The sequence below is a fragment of the Pseudarthrobacter sp. NPDC059871 genome (assembly GCF_042731175.1).
Classification (GTDB): Bacteria; Actinomycetota; Actinomycetes; order Actinomycetales; family Micrococcaceae; genus Arthrobacter.
Genome location: NZ_JBHWJV010000014.1, coordinates 1 through 23,054 on the forward strand (window position 1 = coordinate 1; position 23,054 = coordinate 23,054).

Consider the following 23,054-nt stretch of genomic DNA (forward strand, 5'->3'; position numbering starts at 1 on the left):
CTGCGCCCAAACATCCAATGTGATCACCTTCCATAATGGTCAGTGGCCTCATTTTCAGTTGGCGTTTTTGGCCCTATTTTCGGTTGGCGTCAACAGATTCGAAGGGTATTGGCTTCTCGAAGTGAGTGGGCAGCTCATCCTGCAACTTGTCCTGGATTTTCAAGTGACTCTGGTTCTCGAACACTTCAGAATCACAATCGAAGAGAGCTTCGTTCTTGAGCATCCCGATGGCACTTCGCATGTAGTCAAGCCCGGCGGCGATTTCGACCAACTCAGTCCCGTTCTGCCGCTCTCACGGTCCAAGGTGGTAGCTGAGGCAAAAGCGTTCGACGACGGGCGGCTTGAAATCGTCATCCGGGACGGCTTGCGGCTGAGTGTGGTGCCAGAACCCGAGTCGGTGTTCGAATCGTGGAACGTCACGGGCCCGGACGGACTAATGGTCGTGTCCTTACCCGGAGGTGAGCTAGCCCTGTGGGGCAACCCGAAAGCCCATCCCTAAGCGGGCAGGACGTTGTAGTTTCCGAAACCTCTTACGGTATTGCAACGAAGAACCAGTTTGGATCTGTCGGATCTGATGGAGCACTTTTCAGCCCATAGGGCCCGGACGGTCGCCAAAACTTACCCACGCAAGATCAGAGCAACTCGGCGTCTTGAAAACCCTTTATCGGTTCTGCCGCAACTCGTATCCCGTTGCACCCCGAAGCATCCTGATCGTCCACGGTGGCTCACCGGCAGGCTTGATTGGAACTGCAAGGTATTCCATCTCGTAGGCAGACGAAAGCGATTTACGGAATACGCGAGTGAACACCTCATTACTCAGCGACTCATAGAGAGCGTGTTCGAATGCATCACTTTGACCAAGTTCGGTGGTGAGGAACTTCGCCATCTCATGGTTAGCACCAGACATGAACTTCTTGGTCATGGCCTTGCCCCAAACCGCCAGCCCCACAGTCACTAACACCAGCACAAGGGCAAAAGGGATGAAACTTTGTGTGGCAAGCAAGACTGCTTCGATGACCACGAACAACAGAAGGATCAACACTGTTGGTATGTGCGCGGCGTTGCGTTTCTTGAGGATCTCGTCAGGGAGAAGCAACGTGACGTAGGGGCGGTCCGTTTTATCCTTTGAAGCCGCATCATCCATACCTGGCTACCTTACCGGTCGGCCTGGGTGCACAAGGTCACAGCACCCAATGCTTAGCTGCCTACTTCTGCCGCTGTCCGGGCGTACGAGGTGCTGCGGTTCGACTACGCCACCGACCTTCCGGGGGTTGATGCGGCTTTACATCTGCCCCGCCGGGTCGGCCTCGCGGACCCCTACGCCCTTAAGCAGAAATACGCCATCCCGAGTACGCCCCGATAGCCCTCTTCATACGCAGCGCGCTGTTCCTCATATCGCTGACGGACGTGCTCCGCGGCGGGATGGTGGTCATCATGTGCTTCCAGCCAACGGGTGAACTTGTCGCGATACCCGGCCTCGAAGACGTCCCACTCCTGAACGGTTGCCTGATCGTCGTCCACCACCTCGAAGCCGGCGGCGCGGATCTGCTCGCGTAACGCATCTCGCGTCAGGTACTCGTCGTCACGTCCAGCCAGAGGGGCGGTGGCAGCCGGATGAGGTGTTGCTGACCAGATCGCCTCGCCGTAGACGAGTCGGCCGCCGGGAAGCACCAGTTCTCGAAGGGCGCGCAGTGCTGCGGCGTAGTCGAGCGGCTCCGCGTCCTCTACCGGCGGCCCCCAGATCTGGCTCGCGCCGATACAGATGACAGCGTCTGCGGAGCGATCCTCGGCCTCCAGCCCGGGCACCGACTCAAACGCCACCCTGTCGAGCAGCCCACGGGTCAAGGCCTGTTGCCTGGCCCGGTCGATAGACACGGAAGAAATATCCACTCCGCGTCCCTGTGCCTGCGGTGCCGACCCCAAAACCCGAAGCAGCAGTTCACCCCATCCGCACCCCATGTCCAGAACCTCAGCCGGCGCCGGGTCGGACAGGAACGCCACAAGGTGTGCGGCTCGTTCCTCAGAGAGCGGGGTAAGCCAGGTCAGAGACTCGTAGAGGGGCGGCAATTCCAGCGAAGTACTGTCGGTCATCCCCAGATGTTCTCACGACACACAAAAGCGACGGCCTGTCCGTAAGCCGGCACAGCCAACGCTTGAAACCGGCACCCGGGCGACAGGCCGCAAACGCAAGCGGACGACGGCGGGAACCTCCCGCCGTCGTCCGCTGCTGTTTGGCTTTGGCTACTTCAGCGCCCCCTCCCGCACTGCCGCCGGCGTGAACGCTGCACCCGCACCCGGGAATACCGGCACGTCGATCCTGGCGTGGGTGTGGATTTCGGTGACCGTGGCCTTGGTGTGCCGGGCGATCTCCTCCATGGTGGTCACCCACATGCCGTCCAGGCCCTTCACCCGCTCGATGAGCTGCTCCAAGGCCACTGCCTTGGAGGGCCGGCCGGAGATGAACGGGTGGTTGGTGAGGACGAAGCAGCTGCCCTGCGAGTGGTGGGCTTCAGCCTCGAGCGTCCACATTTCCAGGACCTTGGCGGGGCTTTCGATGACGCCGCTGCCGGTGACTCCCGGGTAGAAGGCGTACTGCTCCCAGTCGTCCAGCGTCCAGTCCACCGGGATCTCCACGATGTCCCGCGGATCGTCGGCGGCGACGGCGAAGCGGTAGGGGGCGTCGCCGTCGAGCAGGCTCGAATCGTAGAGGAACCCGCGGTCCGCCAGCAGGCCCGGCGAGTGCCAGTTCAGCTCCCACCACGGCGCCCGGTATCCCACCGGCCGGACGCCTGCCACCTTGGCCAGGGCTTCGAGGCCGCGGTCCATGTAGCTGGCTTCGGTGGCGGCGTCGATGCCCTGCATCGGTTCGTGCAGGTAGCCGTGGTGGCCCACCTCGTGCCCGCCGTCCACGATCTGCCGGACGATGTCCGGGTAGGACTCGGCCGTGAAGCCGGGGATGAAGAACGTGGCCCGGATGTCCTGGCGCTCCAGGATCTTCAGCAGCCGCGGCACCGCCACCTTGGGCCCGTAGGACTGGTGGGTCATCAGCGACATCCGCCGCGTGCTGGTGGGGTCGTGGGCGATGGTGCAGGATTCGGCGTCAACGTCGAACGTGAAGGACGCTGCGGCCTTCTTGCCTTCCGGCCAGGTGGTGGGGTGCAGGAGGTCCGCGATGGCGGGCTGGTTCACGATGGCTTCCTTTCGGCGGGCGCAGTGCGCCCGCCTGAACAGCTGGGGTGTTGAGTGGAAGTGCGGGTCAGATGACCGGGAGGGCAGCGGCGCTGTCCGGGTTTTCGGCAGCCGCGGGTTTGGCGTCGGTGCCGGAGCCGGTGACGTAGCGGCGGTGGACCCGCGGGCCGAGGATCGCGTAGACACCGGCGCTGGTGAGTCCGCCGGCCAGCCAGGAGAGGTCCCAGCCGCCCAGTGCCACGGCGATGGGGCCCTGCATGGCGGGTACCAGGCCGTACATGAACAGCCAGGTGGCGAAGATGCCGGCCAGGAGCGAGGTGACGCCGGCCCAGTTGACGCCGGGGAGCCGGCGGGTGCCGATGCCGTCGAAGAGCCGCTCGGCCCCGCCCGGCCAGCGCTTCTCCAGCCAGAAGTAGTGCACCAGCATGACGCCGCCCCAGGCAGCCACCCAGGCCACGAGGCCGATCAGCCAGGCGTCCAGCACCTCGGCGAAGTTCTCCTGGAAGATGAAGAAGACGACGGCGGCGAGGGAGAAGACGCCCACGAACAGGTTGAGTTTGCGGCGGCTGATGGTGATGTCCAGGGCCTGCGTGGCAACGGAGAAGGTGTAGATGTTCAGGATGTTGGTGGCGATGGGGCCGTGCAGCACCATCAGCAGGACCGGCAGCGCCAGCACACCGAAGTTCTGCACGATCAGCTTTCCTGGGTCCACTTCGCCGCTGTTCGTGGCGAGGCTGGCGCCGAGGATGCCCAGCCAGACCACGGGGATGAACTGGCCCAGGACCGAGGCCAGGTAGACCTTCTTCTTGGGGACAGAGGTGCTCACGAAGCGGGAGTAGTCAGCGGCGTAGGTGAACCAGGTGATGCCCCAGCCGATGCCGATGGCGGTCATAACGGCGCTCATGGCGGCGATGCGTTCGGAGCCTTCAAGGATGTTGCCTGCGGGGCCGGCGTAGCCCCAGTCGATCTTCATGCCGAACCAAGCCACGGCGGACATCACGGCCAGGATGATGATGGTGGGCGGCACCGTCCACTTTTCGAACGCGGCGATGGCTTTGTAGCCGAACCAGGCAATGGCAACCTGGGCGGCCATGATGGTGGTGGCAACGCCGATCTTCCAGGCGTAGTTGTGGGCTTCCGGGTCCACCCAGCCGAGCGTTCCGAAGAGCGCCATCACCAGGTCCAGGATGATCCAGGTGTTGACGGCGCACCATCCGATCACCAGCAGCGCCTGGATGGCGGCGGGGAGGTAGTTTCCGCGCCGGCCGAAGGCTGCACGGGCCAGGACCATGCCGGTGGCTCCGGTCTTCTGTCCCAGCAGGACGAAGCAGCCGAACAGCAGCATGCCGATCAGGTTGCCGAGGACAAGGACGGTGACCGTGTCCGCGAAGCCGAGTCCCAGGTGGATCCCGAGCGCCCCGAGTACCCAGTTGATGGGTGCCAGGTTGGCGCCGGCCCAGATCCAGAACTGGCCGGACACCTTGCGGGTGCGGGCGGGCTCAGGGATGGGCTGGAGCCACGCTTCGTGGTCGATGGTGGAGTGGTCCGTGGTGGAGTGGTCTGTGTGGCCGTTTGCGTCAGAACCAGCGCGCCTTTGCGCTGAACTTGAAAGCTTTTCTTGCATGGGGGCCTCCGTGAGGTGGATTTCGTACTCACAAGGCTATGTGGCCCCAATCACAGTAAACAAGATACGATGTGTCGAACAGATTCCCCTTCTACGTTACGGACTGTCGTGTCAGTGTCCCTTGGTGAAATACTCGCCCATTCAGCCCTCGCCGCAGCCGATCCCGTGGTCCATCCGCTGGGCACGGACACGTCCGCTCAGCCGGTCCGCTGGGTGCACTCAAGTGAAGTCCTGGACATTGCGCCGCTGCTGCGCGGCGGTGAGCTGCTGCTGTGCGGCGGCATCACCCTGGCCACGGCCACTCCCGCCAGGCGCGGGGACTACGTCCGTGAACTGGCCCAGCGCGGCATTGCGGCCTTGGCCATCGAGACCGGCGGAGTGCTTCCCGAGGTGCCCGGGGACATGCTGGAAACGGCGGCGGAGTACGGGCTTCCGCTGGTGGAACTGCGCAAGGTGGTGCCTTTCGTGGGCGTCATGCAGGCCATCAATTCCATCCTGGTCAGCGAGTCCGCGGGTCACCTGCACCAGGCGGACGCCGCCACCCGGGCCATGGCTGCCGAGCTGGCCCACGGGGCCTCCCTGGACAAGATCCTGGGCGTCCTGGCCGGCACCACCGGGTCCGCCGTGCGCCTGGTGTCCCCCTGGGGCGTTGACCTGGGCAGTGCGCTGCCGGAGGGTTTGGAGGCGGCTGCACGTCAGGCAGCGCACGACGCCGGCACGGACGGCGGTGGGCCGGCCGACGTCGGTGCGGGGCATGGCAGTGGTACAGCGCATGACAACGGTACGGCCAACGCTGCCGGGCATGGCAGCAACGCAGCGCCCGACGGCGGCGCGGGCGGCGGCGCGGACGGCGGCGCGGACGGCGGCAGGGAAGCCGACGGCGGCGTGGCAAGTGACGCCGTCGGGACCCACGCCGGTACAGACGCGGTCGGACCAGGCGAGTTCACCGATACGGGGGACCCTACGGAGGTGCCCTCAGCTCCCGAAGTTCCAACCGGAACTGTCATGAGCGTGGACATTCCCGTGCGCGGGGTCCTGATGGGCAGGCTGGAGGTGTTGGTGCCGCACGGCGGGGACACGGCGCTGGCGCAGGTGGCCGGGGAACGCGCCGTGGACATCCTGGGCCTGGCGCTGCTGCAGCACACCCCGCCCGGCCTGCATGCCCAGGCCGGCGCCGAGCTCATGCGCGCCGTGCTGACGTCCGCACCCGAATGGCGCCTGGAACAGCTGGCACCCGGGGCTGGGTTTCCGCTCGATTCGCCGCTGGTGGTGACAGCCGTGCACGCAGCGTCCCCACAGGAAATGCGGGGGGCCATCGAAGCGTTCCTGGGCGCCGGGCGGATTCCCAGCGCCGCCTACCTGGATGACGCGGAACTGGTGGTGATGGCGGGACTCCCCTGCGCCGACACAGCCAGGGTGCGGCGTGAACTGCTTGCCTCGCTGCAGGGACTGGAAGGCAACCACGATGCGGTGATCTCCGTGGGCCCACTGGTTGACGGCGTGGCGGACGCCGCATGGTCCCTGGCCGAGGCACGGCGCGCCCTCGACGTCCGCCAGGTGCGGCGCCGCAACGCCTCACCGCGCAGGCGGCCGCCGGCCCACGGCCTGGTGGTGATCGACGCCGACGACGCAGCGGTGGAGAGCCTGGCGTTGACCGAGCTGGCAGCGTCAGCCCGGGAGGCGTTCGTCAACCATCAGCTGCGTGCCGTCCTGCAGCATGATGCGCAGCGCCAGTCCCAGCTGATGGAGACGCTGCAGGTCTGGCTGGATTCGGGCTGCAATACGGCACAGTCGGCCCGCGAACTGCACCTGGAGCGGCAGTCGATGCACCACCGGCTGCAGCGGATCTTCGATCTGTGCGGCGGCGATCCCCGCGGAACGGGCAGGCTGGCGGCGCTGCACCTGGCCGTGCGGATGGCCGGCCTGCCGTGATGCTCCGGCTGGCCGGCGGCTAAAGCAGTTCCCCAAAAATCAGCTGGCCTACGCGTGCCACCACGACATTGTAGTTCACAGCATCCTGGCGGTCCGTCCTGGTCATCACGGCAAGCGTGAGCGGACGAGCCTGGTCCGGCCACACCACGCCCGCGTCATTCACCACTCCATAGTGGCCGGCCCCTGTCTTGTCAGCGAGTTCCGCTCCCGGTGGTACAGCCGCGCCCAACCGCTTGCCGGCTGTGGTGTTGCGGAGCATCCAGCCACGGAGACGGGCCTGCCCCAGTACGCTGAGTGCGTCTCCGAGCAGGAGGGACTCGTAGAGTGCCTGGATGTCCCGTGGTGTGCTGGTATCGCGGAGATCGCCGGGACGTGCCTCATTGAGGTCCGGCTCCCAGCAGTCCAGCCGGGAGGACAGGGCGCATAGGCGCCGACTTCCGAGGGACCGCCAATGAGTTCGAGCAGGAGGTTTCCGGCAGTGTTGTCGCTGAAACGCAGGGCGGCATCGGCGAGCTCCTCCACGCTCATGTTCCGGTCCTTGTCGGCAGCGCAGATGACCGAGTCCACCACCACCTGATCCTTGCGGAAGGAGATGCGGCGCTTCCAAAACTCATCGTCATAGGCGTGGTCGCGGAGCAGCCGGGCCACAACGAGGGTCTTGAAGAGGGAGCACATGGGGAATGCGTCGCTGCCACGGTATGCGTAGACGGGGCTTTGCCCCTGCCGGCCCGCGGCGATTCCGATAGTGATGCCGTATGTGGATTCGATGTCGCCGATGGCCCGGTCGAGGCGCCGGCGGACGTTTTCCGCGACGGAAGCTTCCTCCTGCGCTGAGGCGGGGCTTGCGATGCCGGCCACCGAAGCGGCCAGCGCTCCGCCTGCACCAAGGACGAGGAATTTGCGACGGGTCGATGGGAAAGATTGCTGGGGCATGTGAATGTGTTCCATGCGGCCAGTCTGGGCCGGACCTGGTGGTTGCCTCAAAGCCATGAATGACAGGATTTATGCATTCACGGCATGATTGGGGAGATGGACCTCCTCAGCGGTGCGCGTGCCTTCGCCGCCGTCGCCCGCCGGCAAAGCTTCTCCGCAGCCGCCCGGGACGAACAGACGACGCAGCCCGTGGTGAGTCGCCGCGTCGCCGGACTCGAGGCACACCTGGGCGGCGCACTTCTTGAGCGGAATACACGTCAGGTGCGGCTGACTGCCCTCGGCGCAGCCCTCCTCGAACATGTCCACGCGCTGCTGGGCGCAGAACGCTCGCTCATCGATGCAGCAGCATCCCACCGCCGCGGCACGGTGAGGCTCCTCGTGCCAGCCGGCCTCGACCCCTCGCTGTGGGCGGCCCTGAGACTACGTGCACTCGCAGCAGGCACCGACCTTCACATCGAGGAGGAAGACAGGGAACGGCGCACGGTGCGGTTTCGCATCGGGGATGCGGATGCGGCGCTCCTTCCGGTGGAGACCGCACGGGCCGACTGGGTGGTGCCGCTGGGCCTCGCCCAGGCTACCGACAGGCTCAGGCCCCTCACACTGGCGGCTTTGCGTCCCACCCGCGCCCAGGCGCCAGAGGCAGCTTCGCGCATTGTGGTGCTGGCGGAAGACGCGTCCGGCCAGCTCCTGTCCCCGCTGCGCGAGTCCGCTGCGGCATGTGGTTTGGCAGCGCACCAGGTTTACGAGTCCCATAATGTGGTCAGCGCCCTGGCGGGAGCACTGGCGGGCGACGACTGGATCCTTTGCGCCCGGGAGCAGGCGTCCGGGTGGCGCCTGCAATGGTTTGAGGTGCCGGAACTGGCGCTCGCACGCGCCTACCGGCTCGAGGCGCGCACACCGGACGGGCTGCGGCTGTTCGACTCAGTACTTCGGCGGGACGTTGCTGCGGCGCTCGGCGCCATACGGCGGGAGCAACAGTGACTTTCCCCGCGTACGACGCCGGCGCCCGCGCCAGTGCCCTGCGCCAGGCAGCGTTGGTCCTTGAGACCGCGGGCCTTCAGGGATCGATCCTGGTGCGTCACCTCGGCACGGGCCATGAGATTGCACTGGACGCGGACCGTCCTTTCCCGCTGGCGTCCGTTGCCAAGTTGCCGCTCGCAGCTGCCGCACTGGACGCCGCGCACCGGGGTGACCTCGACCTTGCGATGCCGGTACGGATAGACGACGCCAACCGGTCCCAGGGCGGCCCGGGCATGGCCCGCTTTGCCCACCCTGCCACGATCGCCGTAGGGGATCTTCTCCGGCTTGCGATGGAGATCAGCGACAACACCGCCGCAGACGCTGTTTTCCGCCTCATCTCTCCAGCGGACGTCACGGCGTGGCTCAGGAGCCATGGCAACAGCGGCATCACCCTGCGGCATCCAATTGGCGAACTCTATGCCTCGCTCGCGACGCAGGCGGCCGTCCGCGATGCTGCCACCGTGCACTCGCTCGTGGTCCATGCCGACAGCGAAGGGCATCCTTCACCGTTGCCCCAGCTGGACATCGAACGGGCCAACGCCGGAACCGCGCGGGGGCTTGCCGATCTCCTGCAAATGGTCTGGAACGGCAGCTTCGACAATGCGGTGGCCGGACCCCTCCGCGAAATGCTCGCTGCAAACGTGTTCCGGCACCGCCTTGCGCCGGACTTTTCAGCCGACACTTCCACCTGGTATTCGAAGACAGGTTCCTTCGTCCATCTCCGTCACGAGGCAGGCGTCGTGGAGCACAGCTCCGGCCAGGCTTTGGCCGTCGTTGCGCTCACGCGGAGCCGCGTGCCGGCGGTCATCCAGCCGTCAGCCGAACAGGCCATGGGTCAGGCCGCCCGGATCCTGCACGATGAACTTGTCTAGCCCAAGCCCGTCAGGACCCGGTCAGCGTGGTGCCCGCCCACCGAGGCGGGTGGTGACCTGGGCGGCCGCGGCCATGCAGGCTTCGCCGAGGTCTTCCAGCCGTTCGCGTGAGACGCGGAACCTTGGGGCGGGGATCAGTACGACGGCGGTCACATCGCCGCGGTGGTCGTAGGCGGGCGCAGCGACGCCCACTTCGTCCATGGACGATTCGCCGTAGTTCCCGGCCCAGCCGCGCCCCGCAACCTCCGTGAGCCGGGCTTCGTAAGCCGCCAGGCCAGCGTCGTCCATTCCCGGGAAGGTAACGGCGCCGCTGCGCAGCAGTTCGCGGACCCGCTCGGCGGGCTGGTGGGCGAGGAAAACCTGGACCGAGGCGCTCATGGCGTCCCGGTAGCGGGCACCGAGAGGCGTGGTGTGTTTGATCTGGTGGGGGCTGGCGATCTGCTCCACGCAGATTGCCTCGTCACCGTTCCAGAGCATGAGGGCGCTGGTCTCCCCCGTTTGCTCTGTGAGCCTGCGCAGCACGGGGTACGCCACGCGGCGTTCGTCCATTTCGGCCAGCAGCGGCCCGGCCACGGCGATCAGCCCCAGGCCAAGGCGGAACCGGCGGGTTTCGGGGTCCCGTTCCACCAGGCCTTCCTGCTCCAGGGTTGCCAGGATCCGGGAAACGGAGCTCTTGTGCATGCCTACGCGGCCGGCGATTTCGGTGACTCCCAGCAAGGGTTCCTCGGCGCTGAAGGTGCGCAGCACGGCGATGGCGTTGACGACGACGGAGGCACCTTTGGCGTCCGCCCCGCCATTGGTGCCGGTGCCGGCGGTGCCGTTGTCACCTGCGGCATCGTTGTCCGCTGCGTCTTTTTGGCTGGTCTTTGCAGGAGTCATGGTGGACACCATCTTTCCCTAAACGGCGGAAGCGGCGCCACGTGTGCGTGACGCCGCTTCCGATGCTGGACGGTTAGGCCTCGATGATGTTCTTCTCCGGGCCGAACGGGAACTTGGTGATGTTCTCCACGGAGTTGTCCTCGCCGATGACCAAGATGTCGTGCTCGCGGTAGCCGCCGGCGCCCGGCAGGCCATCGGCCACGGTGATCATGGGCTCCATGGAAACCACCATGCCCGGCTCCAGGACGGTGTCGATGTCCTCGCGCAGTTCCAGCCCGGCTTCGCGGCCGTAGTAGTGGCTGAGGACGCCGAAGGAGTGGCCGTAGCCGAAGGTGCGGTTGGCGAGCAGCCCGTGGCTGATGTAGATCTCGTTCAGTTCCGCGGCGATGTCCTTGCAGACGGCGCCGGGCTTGATGAGTTCCAGGCCGCGCTTGTGCACCTCCACGTTGATGTTCCACAGTTCGAGGGAACGCTCATCCGGCTGGCCCAGGAAGAGGGTGCGCTCCAGGGCGGTGTAGTAGCCGGAGGTCATGGGGAAGCAGTTGAGCGAGAGGATGTCGCCCTGCTGCAGCTTGCGGGTGGTGGCCCAGTTGTGGGCGCCGTCGGTGTTGATGCCGGACTGGAACCACACCCAGGTGTCGCGGACTTCCCGGTCCGGGAAGGTCTTGGCGATCTCATGCACCATGGCCTCGGTGCCGATCAGGGCGACCTCGTACTCGGAGATGCCTTCGCGGATGGCGTTGCGGATGGCTTCGCCGCCCAGGTCGCCGATGCGGGCACCGTGCTTGATGACCTCGATCTCCTCGGCGGACTTGAACATGCGCTGGCGCATGGCGTCCTGCGAGATGTCCAGGAGCTGCGCGCCGGGGAACGCGGCGGCGATCTTCTCGCGGGTCAGGCCGGGGAGGAAGTCATCCTCGACGCCGAGGCGGGTAGCCTTGACGCCGCGCTGGCGCAGGGCCTCCTGCAGGCCGAAGTAGAAGTTGTCGCGCCGCCAGTCGGTGTAGACGATGTTCTCGCCGTAGGAGGTGCGCCACGGCATGCCGGCGTCGATGTTCGCGGTGATGGTGACCGAGTCGTCGGCGGTGACGACGAGGGCGTAGTTGCGGCCGAAGGTGGTGAAAAGGAAGTCGGAGTAGTACTTGATGCCGTGGTAGCTGGTCAGGATGACAGCATCCAGGCTCTTGGCGGCCATGATCTGGCGGAGGCCGCCCAGGCGGCGCTCGAACTCGGCGTCGGAGAACGTGAGCTTGCCCTTGGAGCCGTTGTGGAGGACCTTGAGGCGCTCGAGTTCGGAGATGGACGAGGCGTTATCGGCGGTGATAGTCACTGTTGTGCCTTTCGTTGATGCTTCTGGATTGTCCAGTGCGGTTTTTGTGGATCGGAAGGGTGGTTGGGGGGCCTTGCGGCGGGCCGGTTTATACCGGCGGGTCAGACGTGTTTAAGGGGCTTGCGCGACGTCTCGGTGGCGAACAGGACGGCCGCCAGGGACACAGCTGAGGCTGCAACCAGGTACCAGCCCGGGGCGATCTTGCTCTGTGTCATCGCGATCAGCAGCGTGGCCATGAACGGCGCAGTGCCGCCGAAGAGGGCGTTGGAGAGATTGAAGCTCACGGCAAACCCGCTGTAGCGGACCTTTGTGGGAAACAACTCGGCCAGGAAACTGGGCAGTGTTCCGTCGTTGAGCGTGAGCATGCCGCCCAGGAGGATCTGGACCAGAACGATAATCAGGAAATCCCCGGTTTCCAGCAGCATGAACGCCGGAACGGTGAGGACCATGAAAAGGATGGATGCCGTGATGAGCATCCGCTTGCGGCCGAATACGTCCGAGGCCATGCCGGTGAGGAAGATGAACCCGATGTAGCTGGCCAGGGCAATGGTGGTGGCCAGGAAGGATTCGGTGGGGCCGAAGCCCAGTTCCTCGGAGAGGTATGTGGGCATGTAGCTGAGGATGACGTAGAAGCCGACGGCGTTGAGCAGCACCGCGCCGCAGGCGATGACCAGCTGCTTCCGGTAGGTCTTGAACATGGCCAGCGCGGGAGCCTTGGTTTCGGTGCCCTCCTTCGCGGCCAGTTCCCGGAACGCCGGGGTGTCCTCCAGTTTGGTACGGATGTAGCGCCCGATGAGCCCCATGGGGGCGGCAAGCAGGAACGGCAGCCGCCAACCCCACTCATGCAGCTGGTCTGTGGTGAGCACCGCGCTTAGGAGTGCGGCGATGAGTGAGCCGAGGAGCAGCCCGGCCGCGGTGCTGGCCGGGACCACGGCGGCGTAGAGGCCACGCCGGTTAGCGGGGGCGTACTCCACCAGGAAGGCCGAGGCGCCCGCGTATTCGCCGGCGGCCGAGAAGCCCTGGACGATGCGGATGAGGAGGAGCAGTAACGGTGCCATCAGCCCGATGGATGCATATCCCGGTATCAGGGCGATGCAGAACGTCGACACGGACATGATGACGATGGAAAGGGACAGGGCCTTCCGCCGGCCGAGCCTGTCGCCGATGTGGCCCCAGAAAAAGCCGCCCAGGGGCCGGACGAAGAAGGAGACCGCGAAGACACCAAAGGTGGCCAGCAGCGCGGTTTGCCGGTCGGCCTCCGGGAAGAAGACCGAGGAAATGACAGCGGCCAGGTAGCCGTACACCGCGTAATCGAACCATTCGACGAAGTTGCCGATGAAGCTCGCGGTGACTACCCGGCGTCGTACGTCCTTGCTGGGCGTTAGGGGGCTAACGCCGCCGCCTGACAGGGGGGAACCATCGGCATCCTTGGCGATGACTCCCGCCTGGGGCGGTGTTGTTTCGTGACTCATAGAACCACCAATGAAAGTCGGAGTTGCACTGATTGCAACGTCGTTGTTTCAACATAGGTGGTGACCGCGGACACAGTCAAGAGATTCGCTGACTATTTCCGCGAACGCAGCACCGGTATTCCGGGCACCCATCGCTTGGAGGCAGCGATTCCGCAAAAGTTGATCATGTTGCACTCGAAGCAACATTGTTGAAACAGGATTGAAACCTGTTGCGGCTACGTGAACAGGCATGCAGCCTGGTCCTGCACCGGACCCTAAAACGCAAAAACAGGCGACGCCGGGATAATCCCGTCGTCGCCTGTTGTTGTTCCTGCTGTCCTAGGTGGAACTGCCGCCCAGCTTGTCCCCATCAGTGTGGGGCTGATCCGGCGGAGGCTCATCCCCGTGCGGGTGATCCTTGTGGCGGGCTTCCTGGAGGTGGTGCTCCAGCTTTTCCTCCGCATCGCGGCGGCGTTGGCCCACCGTGCGCATCTGCTGCGTGGTGGGCGTGGTGTGGGCATGCAGATGCGGGCCTGCATCATTCGGGCTGTCAACCCTGTTTTCCTGCATAGGAACATCGTCCCACCACAGCCGTGGTGCGGGTAGGGAAGGCGGACGACGGCGGGCGCCCACCCGCCGTCGTCCGCTTACAACTGTGCGCAGTCTGATGTGGGCGACTACTTGCTGAAGGGGACCTTCTCCCAGCTGAGGACGTTGGCACCCTTGGAGGCGTTGCCGGCCACGGTGAAACGGACGTAGTTGGTGGCGTTATTGGAGCCGTCCACGGTGATGCGCTGCAGGTTGTCCGCGACGGGTGAGCCGTAGATGCCAAGCCAGGGCGAGCCCTCGGCCAGGGGATTGTTCTCGGCGAAGACATGGCTGTCGCCGTTCACCAGGTAGACCGGGGCTTCAGTCCTGTTCGATTCGTCCACGATGGCTCCGACGATCCCGCGGAAGCCTGACATGGTCTCCGGGTTCGCGGACGCTGCGGCGAGCAGCGACGGGTCGAACATGTCCGCCTGGGTCATCAGCACCACGGCGCGGTCATTGCTGCGACGGGCGTCGTGGAAGGTCTGGTGGATCTGGGCCAGGACGGCGTCCGTCCGGTGTTCCACTTCGGCGAGCTGCTCCGGGGTTGCGGCCGTCTTGCCCAGTCCGGTCCAGGGCTGCAGCGAGTTGTTGCTCCCCTGGATGTTGAGCACTGAGAAGGCCACCCGGTTCTGCGTGAAGCGGACGTCCTCGGGCAGGCCCAGGCTTTCCTGGGACTTGACCGGCATGGTGGCGCCGAGGGTCTTGCCGGGGTGGTTGAAGAACACCTCGCGGATCTTGTCCAAGCGTTCCAGCGGATTGTAGGCGCCGTTGTTGGTGCGGTGGCAGTCCACCCATTCGTTGTCTCCGGGGGTGAAGACCAGCGGGTGGGTGAAGGTGTCGAACTGGGTGCGGATGTAGGAGAAGTACTCGTCGGAGCAGACGGTGGAGCCGTTCTTGATATCGCCCACATGTGCTACGAACTTCAGGTCCTTGTCCGCGTTGAGGTCCTGGATCCGTGAGGGGAACTTGGCGATTTCGGCATCGCCGTAAGGGATGTCGCCGATCACGCCGAACGTGAAGGCCTGGCCGTCTTTGGTGTCCGCCGGGGCGGAGCCGGCCATGGCGGGCGGGGAGGTGAGGAGGCCGAGCGCCAGGGTGAGCGCCGCCGTCGTGATTTTCATGGTGCGTGAAGGCATGGGGATGGTCCCGTTCTGGGTAGTTGGCTGCGCGGGTGTCAGGCGCTGCGGGCGGCGAGGAACTGCTGGAGTCCTGCGAGGTCGTCGGTGTTGATGTGGTCCACACCGGCATCGGCGAGTTCGCCCCACAGAGCGTCGCGGGCAGCACCGGGCTGGTCCTGGGTGGCCCAGAAGCGGACCCTGTATCCGTTGGCGTGCGCCTCGTCCACGTAGGCGCGGAGCTTGGCCCGCTCGGCCGTCGGCATGGGGCCGACACCCTGCCAGGTGAAGAGCTTGGTCCAGTTGTCGCTGACCAGCGGCATCAGTGCGGCAGGCATGCCCGACGCGAGGTCGCCGGAGCGGCCGTCGTAGAAACTGAAACGCTTTGCCTGCGCCTGGATGGTGGCGAGCGGGCGGTTTCCGCTGATCACCGCTGTGACCGGGCCGGTTTTAGTGCTGCCGTTGGTGTAGCGGCTCATGATGTCCCTGTGTTCGGCCAGTTCCTTCTCGATGGCCGAATATGTGGACTCGCCCTCGCTCTTGATGTCGATCAGCAGCTGCAGGCTGCCGTCCCAGTGCGGGTACACGCTGTGGCCGGGCTGGCTGCGGATGAGGTCCTGCAGCGGGTCCAGGTAGAGGCTCTCAAGGGTGACACCCTGTTTGGCATCGGCCAGATCGTGGGCCACGCGCAGCTCGCCGTCAACCAGCCAGACGTCCGCTTCAACGCTGGTGAACCCCTGTTCCAGGGCGTCGAACAGCGGGCGGCCGTGCTCATAGTCGTTGTGCGCATGGGCCTGGGCCAGGGGTTGGCCGACGACGACGGCAGAGGGCTTGGGTGCCCCGGCCTGGGCGGGTGCCACTGCCGTTCCCGCCAGCGAGGCGAGGACGGCCAGGGCAGCGAGGGTGCTTCTCACGAACACGGAGTACTCCTTGGAATGGGGGATTCTCCGCCCGGTATGCGGAGGCATGCAGGGCAAAAGGGTGCGTGAAAAGACTGCTGGGCGCGGGCAAACGGGTGGCGAATTGCCCCGGCCGAAAGAGTGGCGGGCGGATGAACCGGAGGGGATGGGACGGCGGGCAGCCGCCGGCAGGGCTCCGGACGCGGGCACGCGAACGGCCGCCAAGCGGTTGCTTGGCGGCCGTTCGGTGCTGGGCTGCCCCTAGGGGCGGATCCCGGGTCAGCGCCTGAAACCCCGCCCCTTCCAGGTCCTGTCAGATCCCGGTGTAGACGGTCTTGCCCCACGTGAAGAAGTCCAGCGCGGACCGGCCCTGCTCACGGAACGTGTTCGTTGACGAGTCCTTCACGCCGCCGAAAGGCACGTTCAGGTCCAGCCCCGCGGTGGGCCTGTTGACCTTCACCACGCCGGCCTGGGCGCGGGCAGCGAAATTGGTGGCCCGGGCCAGGGAATCGGTGCAGATGCCGGCGGTGAGGCCGTAGCGCGAATCATTGACGGCCGCCAGGCCTGCTTCGTAGTCCTGGACTTCCAGGACCGCCACCACGGGGCCGAAGATTTCCTCGGTGACAGCGGGGTCGTCCGCGGGCAGGTCGGTGAGCACGGCGGCGGGGAAGAACAGCGCACCGGAGGGGTCGCCGTCGTACTTTCCGTGCAGGAGGGTGGCCCCGCGTTCGACGGCGGCGCGCACCGCATCCTGGTCCTGCTCGAATTGCTGCCGGCTCACCACGGCTCCCATGCGCGATGTTCCGCCTGAGCCAGCGCCGTCCAGGCCGTCCCCGGCGGTGTACTGCGCGGCTTCGGCCACCAGTGCCGCGACGAACTCCTCCTTCACGCCCGGCGTGACGTAGACCCGCGACGTTGCGGTGCAGGCCTGGCCGGTAAGTCCGAAGGCGCCGGCGGCCACCACCTGCGCAGCATTGGCAGGGTCTGCGTCGTCGAGCACCAGGACGCCGTTCTTGCCTCCCATCTCAAGCTGGACGCGGGCCCGCCGGGCGTTCAGGATTTCCTGCAGCCCCAGGCCAACACGGGTGGAACCCGTGAAGGAGAGACCGGCGATGCGGGCGTCCCTGGCCAGCGCCTCCCCCACCACGCGCCCCTTGCCGTGGACCACGTTGAAGACACCAGCGGGCAGCCCGGCATCCTGCAAGGCCCAGGCCAGGTGGGTGGCGGAGAGCGGGGTGAGTTCGGCCGGCTTGATCACCACGGCGTTGCCGCTGATCAGGGCCGGGGCGGACTTCCATGCCGGGATGGCGATGGGGAAATTCCAGGGCGTGATCAGGCCCACCACGCCCAAAGGCTCCCGGCGGGTGGTGATGGTGGTGTCCGGCAGGCCGCTGGGCAGCACCTCTCCGGTGGCCGCCCAGCCGAGCGAACCGAAGAACCGCATCACGTCCGAGGCACGCTTCACTTCACCCTTGGCCTCGGCCAGGGTTTTGCCCTCCTCCCGGACCAGGTCTTCGGCGATGGCGGTCTGGCGCTCGATCAGCAGGTTGCCGGCGGCGATGAGGATGGCGCCGCGCGAGGGTGCGGGCAAGGCCGCCCAGGCAGGCTGCGCTGCCGCCGCAGCAGTGACCGCGGCATCCACGTCCGCGGCGGTACCGCTGGGCGAGACCGCTGCGATCTCGCCGGGGCGGGCCGGGTTCATCCGCTCCGTGTCCGCTTCACCCAGCCACTGGCCGTTGATGAGGTGCCGGGCGGTCATGGCTTTCCGGGAGGTAGCGGATTCGTCGGTTTCAGTGTCAATGACGGTGGAGGTCATGGTGGGTCCTTTGGAACGTTGGGTTAGAGGCTGCGGATCAGGCCGCCGTCGCAGCGGAGCGCCACGCCGGTGATGTACGACGCCGGGGCGCTGCACAGGAAGGCGGCGGCCGCACCGAACTCGGCGGGTTCCCCGTAGCGGCGGGCGGGGATGGTCTTGCGGGATTCGAGCTGGATCTCTTCCAGTGTTGCGGCCCGGCGTTTCGCGGCGGCCTGGTCCAGCTGGGTGACCCGGTCAGTGGCGATCCGGCCGGGCAGCAGGAGGTTCACCGTGACCTCATCCAGGGCCACTTCCGCCGCGAGGGTTTTCAGGTAGCCGGCAAGCGCGGCCCGTCCGGTGTTGGAGATGGCCAGGTTGGGCAGCGGTGCGGTCACGCCGCTGGAACCGATGGCGAGGATCCTCCCCCACCGCCGCTCCCGCATGCCCGGCAGGACCCGGGACACCAGGGCATGGTGCGGCTTGACCAGCAGGTCGAAGGCGGCTGCCATGTCTTCCGAAGTGAGCGTCGCTGCGGCACCCGGTCTGGGCCCTGGACCGTTGAGCACCACGATGTCGATGGGGCCGAGGTCCGCCACGGTCTGCTCGACGGCTGATTCGATGCCCTCCGGCGTGGTCAGGTCCGCTTCGATGGCGACGGCGTCGAAGCCTGCAGTGTTGCTACCGCTGCCGGTTCCGTACGCGGCCTGGAGTTCGGCCACAATCTCCTTGGCGCGGTCCCGGCGCCGGCCCACAATGGCCACGCGGACGCCTTCCGCAGCAAGCGCCCGGGCCACGGCCAGGCCCAGGCCTCCGGTGGAAGCAGCCACCAGGGCTGTTTTGCCGGCGATTCCCAGATCCATCAGTAGCTCCTTGCCGTGGTGAGTGCCGGGGACTGTGCCTGGGCCGTGGCCGTGGCGTTGCCGAGCGCATCGGCTGCCTCGCTGAGGTGGGTGTGCATGGCTTCACGCAGGCTTTCGGGGAAGCCTGCCGCCGGTGCCCGGACTCCGGAGTCCTTGATCAGGCCGCGTTCCCGGAGGCATTCCTTCCGGATGGCCAGCGCCACCTTGGCCTGCTGTTCGAAGTTGATCAGCGGCAGGTACGGCAGCAGTTCGGTGCGGGCGGCCTCGTAGCCCCGCTCCCGCCAAGCGGCCACGCAGGCGATGAGCGCCTCCGGGTAGGAGAATCCGGTCATGGCCCCGGCCGCACCGGCCTGGAGTTCATCCAGCAGCCCCTGCCCGCCCAGGCCACCAAATATGGAGACTCCGACGGCGGCGCTCAGCTCGGCGATGGCCACGCTGGTGGGCGGTGCCTCGGCTTTGACGGCGATGACGAACGGGCACGTGTTGACCACAGAGATCAGTGCCGCCGTGGCGATGCTGACGCCGCTGGCCAGCGGGTAATCCTGCAGCACCACCTTGGCGCCCGTGGCACGGTGGATGGCGTCCAGGTGGGCAATCACAGCGTCCGGCCGGGCCGAGTTGGCCTGCACCATCACTGCGGCCAGGCGTCCACCAGCCATCTCCTGCGCCGCCCGGACCTCCTCGATGGCCGGCCTGGTGGCCAGCGCGGTCACTCCCACCACCAGCGGAAGCGACGTGCATTCGACAACGGTTTCCAGGACGTGGCGCCGTTCATTAGCCGTCAGCGCGGCAGCTTCTCCGAACACGCCCAGGACCGTGAGGCCTGTGGCGCCGATGGCTTCGTAGTGCTCCACCAGTTCGGACAGGCTGTCCAGGTCCACGTCGAGGGTGCTGCCCTGGAACGGTGTGGCCACCACGCCCCACACACCCGCGGGCAGTGCGTCCGTGGACAGGTTTCTGGGCGCAAGGGATTGCTGCATTGTTCTGTTTCCTTTCGAAGCGAAAGCGTGTGAAGGTACTGGCGGAGGGACGGTGGCAGGTCAGCGGCCGGGCCACACGGGCTGGCGTTTTTCCTGGAAGGCGCGGACGCCCTCAGTCGAGTCCTCGCTGTCCAGCGCGGACATCAGGGCCGGGAGCCGGAGCCCGCGGGCTTCCGTGGCGGTGAGGTGGCCGGTTTGCGTGACCATCTGTTTGACGGCGCGCACGGAAGTGGGTGCGCAGGCCAGGATCTGGTCCACCCAGCGCTGCACCGCGGCGTCGATCTCCTCTGCTGGGACAACCTCGTTGACCAGGCCCATGGCGTGCATCTCCGTGGCGTCCGCTTTCCGGCCCGTGAGCAGCATGCCCATGGCCTGCGTGTAGGGGACGCGCCGCACCAGCTGGTGGATGCCGCCGTCGAGCGCCAAACGGCCGACGCGGGGTTCGGTCAAACCAAACTTCGCGTTCTCCGCTGCCACCACGATGTCCGCCCCGAGCACCATTTCCATGCCGCCGCCCAGCGCGTAGCCGTTGACTTTGGCGATCACCGGTACGTCCAGCGTGGTGCGGAGGCTCAGGCCGCCGAACCCGTTGGGGTCAAGGCCGGCCCAGTACTCCAGGCCAGTCTTGTCCACGGCGGACGCGGACATATCCGCCCCCACGCAGAAGGCGCGCGTCCCGGCGCCCGTGATGACCACGGCGCGCACGTCAGCGTCCTGCTCCAGCTGGTCCCAGATCTCGTTGAGCCGGGCCTGGGCGGTGCCGTCCACGGCGTTAAGGACGTGCTGCCGGTCGATTGTCACGGTGGCCACGTGGTTCTCGATGGTCAGCGTGACCTGGTCCACCCGCTCGTCGACGGTGGTTTCTTCCATGGTGGCGCTCACCGCAGGACCCCCAGTTCCTGCAACCGCTTGATCGTGGCCGCGTCGAAACCGTTCTCCAGCAGCACCTCCACGTTGTGTTCACCGAGGCGGGGCGCCACACGGCGGACCGTGGGCGGGGTGGCGGAGAGCCGGATGGGGGCGTTGAGCATCTTCACCGTGCCCACGCCGGGATGTTCGGCTTCCACGATCATGCCGTTGGCTTCGGTCTGGGCGTCGGCGAGCGCCTGTTCCAGCGTGTGGACAGGGGCGTTCAGCAGCCCCTGTTCCTCGAGCTTCCCGGTCCAGTACTCGGTGGTGTTGGTGGCAATGTGTTCCCGGAAGATGGCCTGCAGCGCGGGCTTGTGCTTGAACTGCTGCTCGAGGTTGGCGAACTCGGGGCGCCGGGTGAGGTCCTCGTCCAGGCCCAGGGCGTCGGAGATGCGGGCCAGCGGATCCGGGGTGAACCCGCCCACCATGCACACAGCGCCGTCCGTGGTTTCGAAGACGCCGCTCAGCGGCATGGCGCCCCAGTTGACCTCGTACCCGCGGTTGAGCTGCATGCATGCCTCCTGCATCTGCAGGTGCAGCATGGAGTCGTACATGGTCACCTCCACCTTCTGGCCTACGCCGGAGGTTTCGCGGGTGCGCAGTGCCAGCAGGATGCCCTGCATCAGATGCATGCCGGTGATGTAGTCGCACAGGGTAGTGGGGTAGATGGCCGGTTTCTGGTCGTCCGATTCACGCCGCCACATCACACCCGAGTAGGCCTGGGCGATGGCGTCCTGACCGCCCTTGTGCGAGTACGGCCCCACCGGGCCGAAGCCGGTGCCGGAGGCCCAGATGATGCCCGGGTTCTCCTGTTTGAGCTCTTCGTAGCCGAAGCCCATCCGCTCCATCACGCCTGAGCGGAAGTTGCTGACTACCACGTCCGCGTCCGCCATGATGGCGTGCAGGACGTTTCGGCCCTCCTCAGTGCGGGTGTCGATGGAGACGCTGCGCTTGTTGCGGTTGATGGACAGGAAGATCGGGTTGTCCTGGCCGTCCTGGTCCGGAAACGAGTTCCGCGAGATGTCCCCGGCGCCCGGGCGTTCCACCTTGATGATGTCCGCGCCGTAGTCTCCCAGCATCTGGGTGCAGGACGGGCCCATGAACACCTGGGTGAAGTCCACGATCTTGATGCCGTCGAGCGGCAGCGGGGTGGCTGGCCGCGCATCCCCAGCGAGGGGTGACGCGGAGGCGCCTGCCGCCGTCGTGCGTCCTGTTTGCCGCCCTGCGCGTTCCGCACGTTGCTCCAACGTCGCGCTGCTCATGCCAGGACCGCCGCTTCGGCGTCCACGGTGGCGTTCGACGACGGGACGTCGCCCGGGTCGGCGCCGTGCCGGCGCATGCCCTGCTGGATGTCCAGGGCGGACACGTCGCGGACCAGGACGTTGTTCTCGACGGCGAGCGCTGCGGCGACGCCGACGGCCTGGCCCATGGCCATGCAGGGCGGGATCTCGCGGGACATCTTCTGGGCTTCCGGGGTGGCGGAGTAGTGGCGGCCGGCAACCAGCAGCTGGTCCACTTCCTTGGGCAGCAGCGACCGGTACGGGTAGTAGTAGTCGCGGCCGCGGGCCACGGTGTCGGCGAAGTGGCGGCGCTGGGTGACGTCGTCCTTGGTCATGACGTATTCGCCCTGCAGCAGGCGGGTCTGCCGGACGCCCATCTGGGAGGCCACATCCAGCATGTAGCAGTTCTCGAACCCGGGAAGGTGGGCGCGGACGTACTCCACGGCCTCGGAGATCCTGTCCCGCGCAGCGAACTCGGCGGCCGTCATGTCCGCGGGGTCCGTGCCGTCGAACCCGGACATGTGCGGGGCGTTGCACCAGACCACACCGTCGATGGGGGTCTTGAGCCACCACAGTTCCCAGGCGCCGCCGAGGAGGCGCTTGATCTTGCGGTTGATCGCGCGTGCTTCCTTGGGGTTTGCCTGCTCGAAGGCCTCCGCGGCCCGGGTGTCCACGTTGCCCAGGCGGAACACCAGCGTGGTGATGTAGTTGTCCTTGGCGTAGCTGGCACCGGCCCGGGAGGCGACGTCGATGTCGCCGGTGGTGTCGATGACCACGTCCGCCATGAAGGCCTGCGGGCCCATCTTGGTTTCGGTGATGACGCCCTTCATCACTCCGTTGTCCACGATGGGGCGGGAGAACCAGGAGTGCAGGCGGAGGTCCACGCCGGCCTCGCGGACCAGGTCGTTGGAGACCCGCTTCCAGCCGTCGGGGTCGAAGGCCGCGGCATAGCAGATGGGCTTCGGGTTGGTGTGGGAGTGGAAGTCGAAGGTACCGTAGCGGCCCCACTTGTTCCACAGCTCCTCCGAGGTCTTGCGGTCATCTGCCGGCGGGACAATGGCCAGCCCCAGCTTCTGCAGGCGCTCCACGTACTCGGAGACGATGCCGGTGACTGTGATTTCCTGGCCGTTGATCATGTCATCCAGCACCAGCACCATGCCGCCGGAGGCGAGCCCGCCCAGGGATGAGTAGCGTTCCAGGAGGGTGACTTTAGCGCCGGAGCGGGCCGCGGTGACTGCGGCGGCAACGCCGGCGGGGCCACCGCCCACCACCAGGACGTCGGACCGGGAGATGACCGGGGCGGTGAGGTCCGCCGTGGTAGTGGCGAGTTCCAGGGAGCCGTTGAAGGCGTTTTCGGGCGCGGTGAAGCTGGGTGTGGTGTTCATGGGAGGGTTC

21 protein-coding genes and 1 pseudogene are annotated in these 23,054 nt (G+C 66.5%); 4 read left to right on the top strand and 18 right to left on the bottom strand.

Features of this window, described 5'->3' with window-relative positions; all coding sequences use genetic code 11:
* The coding region (locus ACFV4R_RS17670; RefSeq protein WP_377204034.1) for a DUF6188 family protein at positions 1-499 on the top strand (499 nt) is incomplete at its 5' end.
* Positions 500-661: 162 nt separating this feature from the next.
* On the opposite strand, the gene ACFV4R_RS17675 is transcribed toward ACFV4R_RS17670, so the two are convergent.
* The 4 genes from ACFV4R_RS17675 to ACFV4R_RS17690 form a co-directional block, all read right to left on the bottom strand.
* Positions 662-1,144: a hypothetical protein gene (locus ACFV4R_RS17675; RefSeq protein ID WP_377204033.1), complete on the bottom strand. Its 483-nt coding sequence runs from the start codon at positions 1,142-1,144 to the stop codon at positions 662-664.
* Positions 1,145-1,317: 173 nt separating this feature from the next.
* Entirely contained in the window at positions 1,318-2,091 is a 774-nt protein-coding gene (locus ACFV4R_RS17680) for an SAM-dependent methyltransferase (protein ID WP_377204032.1), read from the bottom strand.
* Positions 2,092-2,241: 150 nt separating this feature from the next.
* The gene (locus tag ACFV4R_RS17685; RefSeq protein WP_377204031.1) at positions 2,242-3,189 is read right to left on the bottom strand and encodes a polysaccharide deacetylase; all 948 of its coding nucleotides are present in this window, start codon (positions 3,187-3,189) and stop codon (positions 2,242-2,244) included.
* Positions 3,190-3,256: 67 nt separating this feature from the next.
* Positions 3,257-4,813: a purine-cytosine permease family protein gene (locus ACFV4R_RS17690; protein WP_377204030.1), complete on the bottom strand. Its 1,557-nt coding sequence runs from the start codon at positions 4,811-4,813 to the stop codon at positions 3,257-3,259.
* A 108-nt stretch (positions 4,814-4,921) separates the two neighbouring features.
* Here ACFV4R_RS17690 and ACFV4R_RS17695 point away from each other — a divergent pair, with 108 nt between their 5' ends.
* Positions 4,922-6,745, top strand: a complete 1,824-nt coding sequence (locus tag ACFV4R_RS17695; RefSeq protein WP_377204029.1) for a PucR family transcriptional regulator — start codon at positions 4,922-4,924, stop codon at positions 6,743-6,745.
* Positions 6,746-6,764: 19 nt separating this feature from the next.
* Here ACFV4R_RS17695 and ACFV4R_RS17700 read toward each other — a convergent pair whose 3' ends face one another.
* A complete protein-coding gene (locus tag ACFV4R_RS17700; RefSeq protein WP_377227123.1) occupies positions 6,765-7,298 on the bottom strand; it encodes a serine hydrolase in 534 nt (177 codons plus the stop codon).
* Positions 7,181-7,735, bottom strand: a pseudogene (locus tag ACFV4R_RS17705) (serine hydrolase); the annotation flags it as partial. The gene ACFV4R_RS17700 and the pseudogene ACFV4R_RS17705, both read right to left, overlap by 118 nt.
* 39 nt (positions 7,736-7,774) lie before the next feature.
* Between ACFV4R_RS17705 and ACFV4R_RS17710 the strand changes: the two are divergent.
* Together ACFV4R_RS17710 and ACFV4R_RS17715 are read left to right on the top strand one after the other, a co-directional pair.
* Positions 7,775-8,659 carry a LysR family transcriptional regulator gene (locus ACFV4R_RS17710; protein ID WP_377227120.1) on the top strand — a complete coding sequence of 295 codons (885 nt, stop codon included), beginning with the start codon at positions 7,775-7,777 and terminating at the stop codon, positions 8,657-8,659.
* Positions 8,656-9,570 carry a serine hydrolase gene (locus ACFV4R_RS17715; RefSeq protein WP_377204027.1) on the top strand — a complete coding sequence of 305 codons (915 nt, stop codon included), beginning with the start codon at positions 8,656-8,658 and terminating at the stop codon, positions 9,568-9,570. The genes ACFV4R_RS17710 and ACFV4R_RS17715 overlap by 4 nt, the downstream gene beginning before the upstream one ends.
* Positions 9,571-9,591: 21 nt before the next feature.
* On the opposite strand, the gene ACFV4R_RS17720 is transcribed toward ACFV4R_RS17715, so the two are convergent.
* From ACFV4R_RS17720 to ACFV4R_RS17775, 12 genes are all read right to left on the bottom strand, one after another.
* Positions 9,592-10,461, bottom strand: coding sequence for an IclR family transcriptional regulator (locus tag ACFV4R_RS17720; protein WP_377204026.1), 870 nt, complete (start codon positions 10,459-10,461; stop codon positions 9,592-9,594).
* A gap of 61 nt (positions 10,462-10,522) precedes the next feature.
* Complete coding sequence (locus tag ACFV4R_RS17725; RefSeq protein ID WP_377204025.1) at positions 10,523-11,779, bottom strand: aminopeptidase P family protein; 1,257 nt, start codon at positions 11,777-11,779, stop codon at positions 10,523-10,525.
* A 101-nt stretch (positions 11,780-11,880) separates the two neighbouring features.
* Positions 11,881-13,251: an MFS transporter gene (locus ACFV4R_RS17730; RefSeq protein ID WP_377204024.1), complete on the bottom strand. Its 1,371-nt coding sequence runs from the start codon at positions 13,249-13,251 to the stop codon at positions 11,881-11,883.
* A 318-nt stretch (positions 13,252-13,569) separates the two neighbouring features.
* On the bottom strand, positions 13,570-13,800 hold the full coding sequence (locus tag ACFV4R_RS17735) for a hypothetical protein (RefSeq protein WP_377204023.1): 231 nt from the start codon (positions 13,798-13,800) through the stop codon (positions 13,570-13,572).
* Positions 13,801-13,907: 107 nt separating this feature from the next.
* On the bottom strand, positions 13,908-14,957 hold the full coding sequence (locus tag ACFV4R_RS17740; RefSeq protein WP_377204022.1) for a hypothetical protein: 1,050 nt from the start codon (positions 14,955-14,957) through the stop codon (positions 13,908-13,910).
* 38 nt (positions 14,958-14,995) lie between these two features.
* Positions 14,996-15,856 (bottom strand): phosphatidylinositol-specific phospholipase C/glycerophosphodiester phosphodiesterase family protein, encoded by an 861-nt coding sequence (locus ACFV4R_RS17745; protein WP_377204021.1) that lies wholly within the window; start codon positions 15,854-15,856, stop codon positions 14,996-14,998.
* Between the two features lie 292 nt (positions 15,857-16,148).
* Entirely contained in the window at positions 16,149-17,651 is a 1,503-nt protein-coding gene (locus ACFV4R_RS17750) for an aldehyde dehydrogenase family protein (RefSeq protein ID WP_377204020.1), read from the bottom strand.
* Positions 17,652-17,674: 23 nt separating this feature from the next.
* Positions 17,675-18,490, bottom strand: coding sequence for an SDR family oxidoreductase (locus tag ACFV4R_RS17755; protein WP_377204019.1), 816 nt, complete (start codon positions 18,488-18,490; stop codon positions 17,675-17,677).
* Positions 18,490-19,470, bottom strand: a complete 981-nt coding sequence (locus tag ACFV4R_RS17760) for a dihydrodipicolinate synthase family protein (RefSeq protein WP_377204018.1) — start codon at positions 19,468-19,470, stop codon at positions 18,490-18,492. The genes ACFV4R_RS17755 and ACFV4R_RS17760 overlap by 1 nt, the downstream gene beginning before the upstream one ends.
* Positions 19,471-19,530: 60 nt before the next feature.
* Positions 19,531-20,340, bottom strand: a complete 810-nt coding sequence (locus tag ACFV4R_RS17765) for an enoyl-CoA hydratase-related protein (RefSeq protein ID WP_377204038.1) — start codon at positions 20,338-20,340, stop codon at positions 19,531-19,533.
* A gap of 8 nt (positions 20,341-20,348) precedes the next feature.
* Positions 20,349-21,641: a CaiB/BaiF CoA transferase family protein gene (locus ACFV4R_RS17770; protein WP_377204017.1), complete on the bottom strand. Its 1,293-nt coding sequence runs from the start codon at positions 21,639-21,641 to the stop codon at positions 20,349-20,351.
* Positions 21,638-23,044 (bottom strand): FAD-dependent oxidoreductase, encoded by a 1,407-nt coding sequence (locus ACFV4R_RS17775; RefSeq protein ID WP_377204016.1) that lies wholly within the window; start codon positions 23,042-23,044, stop codon positions 21,638-21,640. Before ACFV4R_RS17775 ends, ACFV4R_RS17770 begins: the two co-directional genes overlap by 4 nt.
* Positions 23,045-23,054: the final 10 nt, after the last annotated feature.